The 7,778-nt window shown below is 63.6% G+C and carries 10 protein-coding genes and 1 pseudogene; 3 read left to right on the forward strand and 8 right to left on the reverse strand.

Features of this window, described 5'->3' with window-relative positions; genetic code table 11:
* The first annotated feature begins 6 nt into the window (after positions 1-6).
* Positions 7-138, forward strand: a complete 132-nt coding sequence (locus ACE3S9_RS11255; protein WP_374546563.1) for a hypothetical protein — start codon at positions 7-9, stop codon at positions 136-138.
* A gap of 35 nt (positions 139-173) precedes the next feature.
* On the forward strand, positions 174-893 hold the full coding sequence (locus tag ACE3S9_RS11260) for a glutathione S-transferase C-terminal domain-containing protein (RefSeq protein WP_374546554.1): 720 nt from the start codon (positions 174-176) through the stop codon (positions 891-893).
* Between the two features lie 52 nt (positions 894-945).
* Here ACE3S9_RS11260 and ACE3S9_RS11265 read toward each other — a convergent pair whose 3' ends face one another.
* Positions 946-1,611, reverse strand: a complete 666-nt coding sequence (locus ACE3S9_RS11265) for a GntR family transcriptional regulator (protein ID WP_374546555.1) — start codon at positions 1,609-1,611, stop codon at positions 946-948.
* 255 nt (positions 1,612-1,866) lie between these two features.
* Here ACE3S9_RS11265 and ACE3S9_RS11270 point away from each other — a divergent pair, with 255 nt between their 5' ends.
* Positions 1,867-3,252 (forward strand): short-chain fatty acid transporter, encoded by a 1,386-nt coding sequence (locus ACE3S9_RS11270; protein WP_374546556.1) that lies wholly within the window; start codon positions 1,867-1,869, stop codon positions 3,250-3,252.
* Between the two features lie 7 nt (positions 3,253-3,259).
* Here the strand turns inward: ACE3S9_RS11270 and ACE3S9_RS11275 are convergent, their stop codons facing one another.
* The 7 genes and pseudogenes from ACE3S9_RS11275 to ACE3S9_RS11305 all read right to left on the reverse strand — a co-directional run.
* A complete protein-coding gene (locus ACE3S9_RS11275; protein ID WP_374546557.1) occupies positions 3,260-3,742 on the reverse strand; it encodes a cupin domain-containing protein in 483 nt (160 codons plus the stop codon).
* Positions 3,739-5,547 (reverse strand): CocE/NonD family hydrolase, encoded by a 1,809-nt coding sequence (locus ACE3S9_RS11280; protein ID WP_374546558.1) that lies wholly within the window; start codon positions 5,545-5,547, stop codon positions 3,739-3,741. Before ACE3S9_RS11280 ends, ACE3S9_RS11275 begins: the two co-directional genes overlap by 4 nt.
* 94 nt (positions 5,548-5,641) lie before the next feature.
* The gene (locus ACE3S9_RS11285; protein ID WP_374546564.1) at positions 5,642-5,704 is read right to left on the reverse strand and encodes a hypothetical protein; all 63 of its coding nucleotides are present in this window, start codon (positions 5,702-5,704) and stop codon (positions 5,642-5,644) included.
* 91 nt (positions 5,705-5,795) lie between these two features.
* Positions 5,796-5,957: pseudogene (locus tag ACE3S9_RS11290) on the reverse strand (hypothetical protein); the annotation flags it as partial.
* A 97-nt stretch (positions 5,958-6,054) separates the two neighbouring features.
* Positions 6,055-6,330 carry a hypothetical protein gene (locus tag ACE3S9_RS11295; RefSeq protein WP_374546559.1) on the reverse strand — a complete coding sequence of 92 codons (276 nt, stop codon included), beginning with the start codon at positions 6,328-6,330 and terminating at the stop codon, positions 6,055-6,057.
* Positions 6,331-6,404: 74 nt separating this feature from the next.
* Positions 6,405-6,998 (reverse strand): 4-oxalocrotonate tautomerase family protein, encoded by a 594-nt coding sequence (locus ACE3S9_RS11300; RefSeq protein ID WP_374546560.1) that lies wholly within the window; start codon positions 6,996-6,998, stop codon positions 6,405-6,407.
* Between the two features lie 34 nt (positions 6,999-7,032).
* A partial coding sequence (locus ACE3S9_RS11305; protein WP_374546562.1) for a pirin family protein occupies positions 7,033-7,778 on the reverse strand: 746 nt, incomplete at its 5' end.

A 7,778-nucleotide genomic window follows, 5' to 3' on the forward strand; every position in this document is an offset into this window, starting at 1 on the left:
GTCGCCATCGCTAAAGGCTACGGGCTCGAGGCGACGCAGGTCGATTCCGACGACGCCTTCGCCGCCGCCTTCGCGCGGGCGCTCAAGGCCGGCCGACCTTCCCTGATCGAGGTTGCAACCGCCTGGATCGGGCCCTGAGACCACGCCCTCCCGGCGTCTGGTGGAGCATCGCAGTGACGATCGCCTTATATTCCTATCCCACTCTTTTTGGCGTGGCCGACAACAACGGCTATGGCCTCAAGATTTTTGCTTTCTTGCGGCTTGTCGGTCTGCCCTTCGTCCATGAACATCTTTTCGACGCATCGGGAGCGCCGCGCGGCCAGCTTCCCTACATCGTCGACGGTGGCGAAACCGTCGGCGACAGCGAAACCATCATCGCCCACCTCACACGGCGGCACGGCCTTACGATCGATCGCGCCTTGAGCGAGAAGCAGCGCGCGCAAAACCTGCTTGTGACGCGCCTGCTCGACGATCTCTATTGGGTGATGTCCTATTCGCGCTGGAAGGACGACCGCTATTGGCCGGCTTTTCGCGCCGCGCTCCTGCGCGAACATCCCAGCCTGACCGAAGAAGGATTGGCCAAAGCGCGCGAATTCAATTTCCAACGGTATTTCTATCAGGGAATCGGCCGCTATGAGCCGGACGCCGCTTACGAACGCGGACTCGCCGATCTTGGCGTCCTTGCCGACTTCATTCCCGATGGCGGCTTTACCCATGGCGCCGAGCCGACCAGCGTTGACGCCGGAATATACGGCTTCATCGCCAATATCCATTTTTTCGACATCGACACGCCGCTCAAAAACTTCGTCGCCTCGCGGCCGAACCTCGTCGCACATTGCCTCGCGATCCACGAACGCGTCATGCACAAGCAATCGGGCGGGGCAAGCCGCTGACCTGCTTTTCATTCATGAGCGCCGATTTGGCTCACGCCATCGGCGCTCAATCTCAGGCCCGGAGTGGGCTCGGCGCGCGGGCGTTCTTGTGGATGGCGTCGGCGAAAATCGGTTCCCAGGTGCGGATATGCTGCTTCAGCAAGGCCTTCGTTTCTTCGACCTTGCCCGCGCGCGCGAGTTCGACGAGCCGGTAATGTTCGGCGACTGAGGCGACCTGCCTTTCGCGGCCCGCCCGCGAACTGATGCCGTAAAGGCGCATCTTGTCTCTCAGGCCCAGCGCCATTTCCGTCATCAGCGCATTGCCGGCGGCGGCAATATAGGCGTGGTGGAAACGCCTGTCCGCTTCGAGATAGGCCGGAACGTCGTCGTTATCCACCGCGAGTCCGACCTCGTCGGCATAGCGTTCGATTCCGTCGAGCCCCTTGCCGCGATTGAGCGCGACGATTTCAGCGGCGCGTGCTTCGATGAGTTCGCGCAGGTCGAAAAGATTGTGCAACTCGACCAGCGTCGGCTCAACAACCTTGAATCCACGATTGCGCATCGGCTCGATCAGGCCATTGCGGGCGAGTTCGAGCAGCGCCTCGCGCACGGGGGTCGTGGATACGCCAAGATCGGCCGCCAGCGTCGGCGCGGAATACATTTTGCCTGGCGCGCTTTGGCCGGAGATGATTTCCGAGCGCACATGCTGAACGATCTGTTCGCGCAGATTTTTTTCCAATGTTCTTTCCTGACGGCGCTTTTCGCATTTATCCTGACGTTCGCGAGCGGAGCCTCGCGCCGCAGCAAACCTGTCAGCCAAGATTATAATGCGTCACGATAATATATTACAAGAGTTTTGGCAAGCCCTGGCGTCGCGCGCGGCGGCGCCCTTTGCGACGCGACGGCGCCGACGGTGGCGCGGTTGACGTCCGGCCGAAACGACAACCGAGCCGAGGAGCGTCGCGGCAGCCGTACGCGGAAAGCGCCTTCCGCCTTGGCGGAGCGTTTCGTGCGGCTGGCGGAACAATGGTTCCCCGACGCCTATGTGTTCGTCCTGCTTTCCGTCGTGCTGGTCGCCGCGACCGCGACATTGCATGGCGGCTCCCCGCTAGCGACGGCGCGCGCCTTCGGCGACGGATTCTGGACCCTCATCCCATTCACGATGCAATTGGCGCTGATGGCGATCGGCGGCTATGTGTTGGCGACATCGCCGCCGGCCAGCGCCTTTCTGGCATGGCTGGCGGCGCGGCCCGCTTCCGGCCGCTCGGCCGTCGTGGCCCTCGGCGTGCTCAGCATTGGCCTCTCCCTCCTGAACTGGGCGCTGAGCCTCATTTTTTGCGCGCTTCTCGTGCGCCAGCTCGCGCGCCGCGACGATATAAGGCTGGATTATCGCGCCGCCGGCGCCGCCTCCTATCTGGGCCTCGGCTGCGGCTTCACGCTTGGCGTCAGTTCCTCGGCGGCGCAAATGCAGGCCAACGCCGCCAGCATTCCGGCGTCTCTGATGCCCATCACGGGCGTCATCGCCTTTTCGGACACCATCCTGACCTGGCAGAACGGCGTGACGATCGTTGTCGTCACGCTGCTTTCGGCCGTCGTCTGCCGCCTGACCGCGCCGGACGATTTTTCCGCGCGCACCGCGCAGGATCTTGGCGTTTGCCTCGATGACGGGACAGCGGCGCCGGAACCGTCGGCGCGTCCCGGCGATTATCTCGAGCACAGCCCGATCCTGACCATTCTGGTGGCGCTCATCGGCTTGGGATGGATATGGCAAAGTTTTCGCGAGGCCGCGCCGTCGCAGACGATCTCCAGCCTCAACACCTACAATTTCATCTTCCTGTTTCTCGGCATTCTGCTGCACTGGCGGCCGCGCAGTCTCCTCACGGCGTTTTCGCGCGCGACCCCGTCCATCGCTGGCCTGCTCTTGCAATTTCCATTTTACGGCGCGATTGCCCAGATGCTGACGAAGGTCCCGAACGCGACGGGCGCCACGCTTTCCGACGCCATCGCGCGATGGTTCGTCGACGCCTCTGTCAATTCGACCGCCTTCGCTTTTTTCGTCGGCGTCTATTCGGCCTTTTTCGGGTTTCTGATCCCGTCGGCCGGCGGCAAATGGATCGTGGAGGCGCCCTATGTCATGGCTGCCGCCAATGAGGTGCGGGCGCATCTCGGCTGGACCGTGATGGTCTATAACATCGCCGAAACGCTCCCGAACCTGATCAATCCGTTCTGGATGCTGCCCCTTCTCGGCATTCTCGGCCTCAAGGCCAAAGACCTGATCGGCTATACAGCGATCCAGTTCATTATCCACTTTCCAGTCGCCCTGTTTCTCGCTGCGCTTTTCATGGCGACGTTCGATTACAAGCCGCCGGTCGCGCCCTGACGCCCTGTCAGCCGGTCGGCCGGTCGCTGGCTTTCAGCGGCGGCCCGAGGAATTCGACGCCCCATTTGACGCCAAAAGCGTTGAGAAGGGACTGGTCGGGAATTCCATTCCGCATCGTTCCCGCCAGCTCCGTGAAAAAGGCTTCGGCGTCGAGCGCCGGCGCCATCAAAATATATTGCCGGGCCGGCCTGTCGGTCACATTGACGAAGCCATGTTCTGCGCCGCCGGGAATGCTGACCACGTCGCCCGCCTCTGCGTAGAAACGCCGTCCGTCCATTTCGTAAAGATAGCGTCCCTCAAGGACGCGAAAAATCTCCGCCTCCTTGTGGCGGTGCCGCGGCGGACCGGCGCCGGGCGCGTTGATCGTCTCGATGAAGCAGAAGGCGCCGCCGCTGGCCGAGGGGGGCATGCGAACGAAGAGGTCGAGACCGATGGCCGGGATCTTGATCGGCGTTTCGGCTCCGTGGGAATGCAGGAAGGAAATGTTCATCGATGCGACCTCTCGCTGTTCGGGTTTGCGACCGTGATTTCGAGGAAGGTGTCCGGCCCATAATGCAGGGTGTTCCTCGAAAAATAAGGCGGAACCTGCATGTCGAATTGCGCGTGGCCGTGGCTGACGTCGCTGCGCAGCAGATCGGTGCGACTGCCGATATCGAGCCGCAGGCGCTCGCCCGGCTTCAGAACGACGGGCTGAGGCGTCAGGCTGAAGCGCAGGAGGACCGGATCGCCCGGCGTCAGCGGCTCAGGTGTATCGATGTCGATCGCGATCTCGGTTGCGGTGGAGCGCGCCGCGTCGATCCGGCGGCAGGCGGGACGGATCGAACCCATCGACAGGATCTCAACGGTCCCGTCGCGCGCGACGCGCCCCGTACGGGCGATGATATGGGAGTCGAGTTCATTGCAGCTGAAAGAAAGGTTCAGCGTCACCGGGCCGGTCAGCTCGATTTCAGTCTCGATCGCCAGTTCGAAGCTCAGGACCTGATTGGCGACGTCATCAAATCCCGGCGTGACGATAGCGCCGAACGGCACAGCCGCCCATCGGTTCGACCCCGCTTCCGGAGCGCGAACGAGCCGGTGCACGACGGCGTCGGCGCCATTGGAAGCCGGGTAGAGCCGCAACGGCGCTCCGCCCGGGAGAGGCCAGTCGGCGGCGGCGCGAAAATCTTCGGCCCCAGCGGCCCAGTAGCGCACGCGCGGCTGGGCGGCATAGCCGTTCTCGGCGCCGTAAACGAGATGATCGAAAAAGGAGAGCGCCTCCAGCTGCCAATGATAGGCCGGCAGTTCAAATTCCGCGGGACCGATGATGAGCCATTTGCGGTCCGCAGGCGTGGCGGCGTTTTCAAACAGGTCATACGAACCGAACTGGTGCAGGTTGAGATAGCCCGGATTCTGCACGACGACGAAGGGCGCCTCTATGGCGTGTAGCCCGCCGGACGGGCCGTCGGGCAGCGGACAGCTTGCGCGCGTCTTGCTGTCGAGCATCAGGGCGGCGAAGGTTTCGCGCGTCGGGCACGCCGGCTTCAGCCGCTCGAAGCCTTTCATGATGCGGGCCATGCGCCGTCGCAGCAGCGGCTCCCACAGTCGTTTCAGCGGCGAGTTCGTGATGTGGCTCACCACGGCGCGGGCCAAAGGCGGCACGCGGAGTTTGAACTGGAACGGCGTGAAATTCGCCCCCGCCCAAAGCGCGAAAAAATCCGGCTGTGGCGCGCCGCCGTACATGGCGATGTGCCGGAAATAATCGGTGCAGGTCTCGATGGCGAAAAAAGCCTTCAAGGCGGGAGGGCGAAGACGCGCGACCTGCAACTGGGTGAGGCCGTAATAGGATGTGCCGAACAGCACGACCTGCCCGTCGCACCAGGACTGTTCGGAAGCCCATCGGATGATTGTCGCGTGGTCTGCGACGTCGGCGTCGTTCAGGAAGACCGCATCCTCGCCGCCGGAACGGCCCATGCCCCGCCGGGTGACAATGACATGGGCGTAGCCGCGATCCGTGAAAACGGGCGGGCTGCCCGTCTCATTATTGCCGGCTGGAACGCCTGCGGCCTGCAGTTCCTTGGAATAGGCGGCAAAAGCGATGACCGCCGGATATCGCCCCGGGTCCTTGGGCAAATAGACGTCGGCCGCCAGGGCTACGGAAGGCGCGACCTCGATCATTTCATCCGCCAGCACGCGGCAGCCGAGGCCGGAGCGCGCGGCGGGCCCCGGGGTCCAGCCGGCGAGCTGGGGGCCGGAGAGCCCCCCTTTCAGCGGGATCAGATTGTCCCAGAACCCCGGCCAGCTTTTCGTGGTTTTCATCTCGCTTCGTCCGAATTCGAGCCCGTTCAACAGATCGTCTTCCCCGCCGCCAGTGTCGCGTCCCGGCAATCGGGCTCCTGATCCTTTCACGACGTCACTTCGTCGAACAGGTCTCGCTGTCGCCATCGCGGGTCAATGTCGCGCTCCTGCCCTTGATCCAGAATTCGACGCCCTTGCCGGCATAACGCCCCCCCGTCGGCGGACATCACTTGCGGCAAGACGATGGTCTCCCCGGTTTCGAAGGTCAGCGCGACGGTCCCTGCCTCCGTGCTCGGCGGCGAGAACCGGGCTGTCAGTTTCGCGCCGCCGCTGCACGCGTAACGCGCCTCGGTCGCGCGGGCCTGCCCGACGAAGGCCAGGACCGTGATGGCGCCCGTGAAGCAGGCCCGCAGGGAAAATATTCGATTCATGCAATCGTTGCTTGATGCTGGATCGCGCCCGTCCGGTCGGTTGACGCCCTGCCGGGCGGCGTCATGAAGTCGTCTGCCGACAGTGACGCCTCGACAATCAATCGCCAAAGTGCTGGGCGGCGTAATCGATGCCGGCCTGCACTTCCCCCATCGCCTGTTCGATGAGTCCGATGGCGATCGCCTTGTGACCGCCCTTGTCGGGCGTGGCCCGGCGCAGCGAATAAAGAGCGCCCTGAAGCTGTTCCAGAGCGCGCTCCATATTGCCCTGATAAGCGAGGGCGTCGCCGCTCGAAGCGGCGAGCAAGGCCGTCGCTCCGGCGCCGGCTGTCGCCATGTGGAGGAAATGGCGACGTGAAGCCTCGTAGTTCGTCATCAGTCCGTTCCTTTCGTTTACAGGCAAGGTCATAGCGCGGCGGCGGCAAGCCGACGCACCGGGGAGGAGTGTAATCAAGAGCCTGAAACGGCAATGGACGGCGTGCTCCGCGCCGGTTCATGCGGGGTCAGCGACGGGAACAGGCCGCCCGCGTCCTTTGGATAGCCGGCGGCCGCCATAGCGCGGGCCTTGGCCTCGAAATAGGCGCGCGACCAGCGCAGACGTTCGCCCTGTTTCGATTGGCCGACTGTTTCGGCGATGCTTTCGAGGCTGATCGGACGGCCGGCATTGCCCCAATCGCCCTCGGTCACCTCATCAATGACGGTAAGGATGCTGCCGCCGGCGCCGCCGCCCGTGACCTCGGCGATGGCGGTGGCCACCCAGGCGTGAACTTCGTTCTTGTGGGCGATGTTCATATAGCCTTCGGGTATGGCGATATGGACCAGGAATTTGCCGGGCGGCGCGACGTAATCGGCGCCCGTGCTGCCGCCGATCCACCAGTCGTCCTCGGCGAAGGCGGTGAAGAACACCCAGGCGAAGCCGCGGCCGCCAGGCGTATTGGCGCCTCCCTCCATCCGGATCAGCACGTCGGTGAGTTTTTGGGCGAGTGCGGCCTTGGCCTGTTTGTCGAGGCTGCCGGCGGCGTAGCGGACATCCATGATTGGCATGATCGGGCTCCTTTGCGCCGTGGCGCGTCGATTTTCAGGCGGCTTCGGCCTGTTTCTTTTCCCAGACCTTAATCTTGTCGTCGTCGATCATCGCGGTTTCGACGATGAAGACGTCGGTGGTGTCGGCGGCTTCGAATTCGAGCGTTTTCACGCCCGACACGCCGAGGCTGTCGCGGCGACCGAGAACCGTGTCGCCGCAGGTCAGCGTTCCATCGGCGACGAAAAGATAGACGCCATGTTCCAGCGAGCGCGGGATATAGGTGAAGGTCCCCCTGCGATCGGTCGCCAGGCGCGACACGCGCAGATCCTGCGGGAACGGCAGGGCGCCGTCGGCGTCGCCAACCAGCTGCACGATCTGGTTGCGGCGCGTCCGCAGATCGAAATGACTGCGATGGTAGGAGGGCGAAAGATAGAGCTGGTTCGGCAGCACCCAGAGATAGATCGCGTTCATATCCTCGGGGCTGATGCTCAACTCGCAATGCTTGCCGCCCGAGCCCGCCGAGAAGACGTAATAATCGCCCTGGCGCAGCCGATCGACCGTGCCTTCGCCGGCAGTGTTGATATGAGTCAGCTCGCCTTCGAGCACGAAGGCGCAGATCACGAAATTATGGTGCGGATGCATGTTGTAGCCGCAGCCGGCGCCGTGAAAGGTTTCGTCGCCGAAGACGCGGATGGGGCCGAAACCGGGACGGCCGGCCTGATATTGATGGAAGTTGAAGCTGGACTCGCGGCTGATGAAAGCGCCCGGATGTCCGGCGACATAGGACGCGCTCGCGCCAT

The organism is Rhodoblastus sp., assembly GCF_041915505.1.
Classification (GTDB): domain Bacteria; phylum Pseudomonadota; class Alphaproteobacteria; order Rhizobiales; family Beijerinckiaceae; genus Rhodoblastus.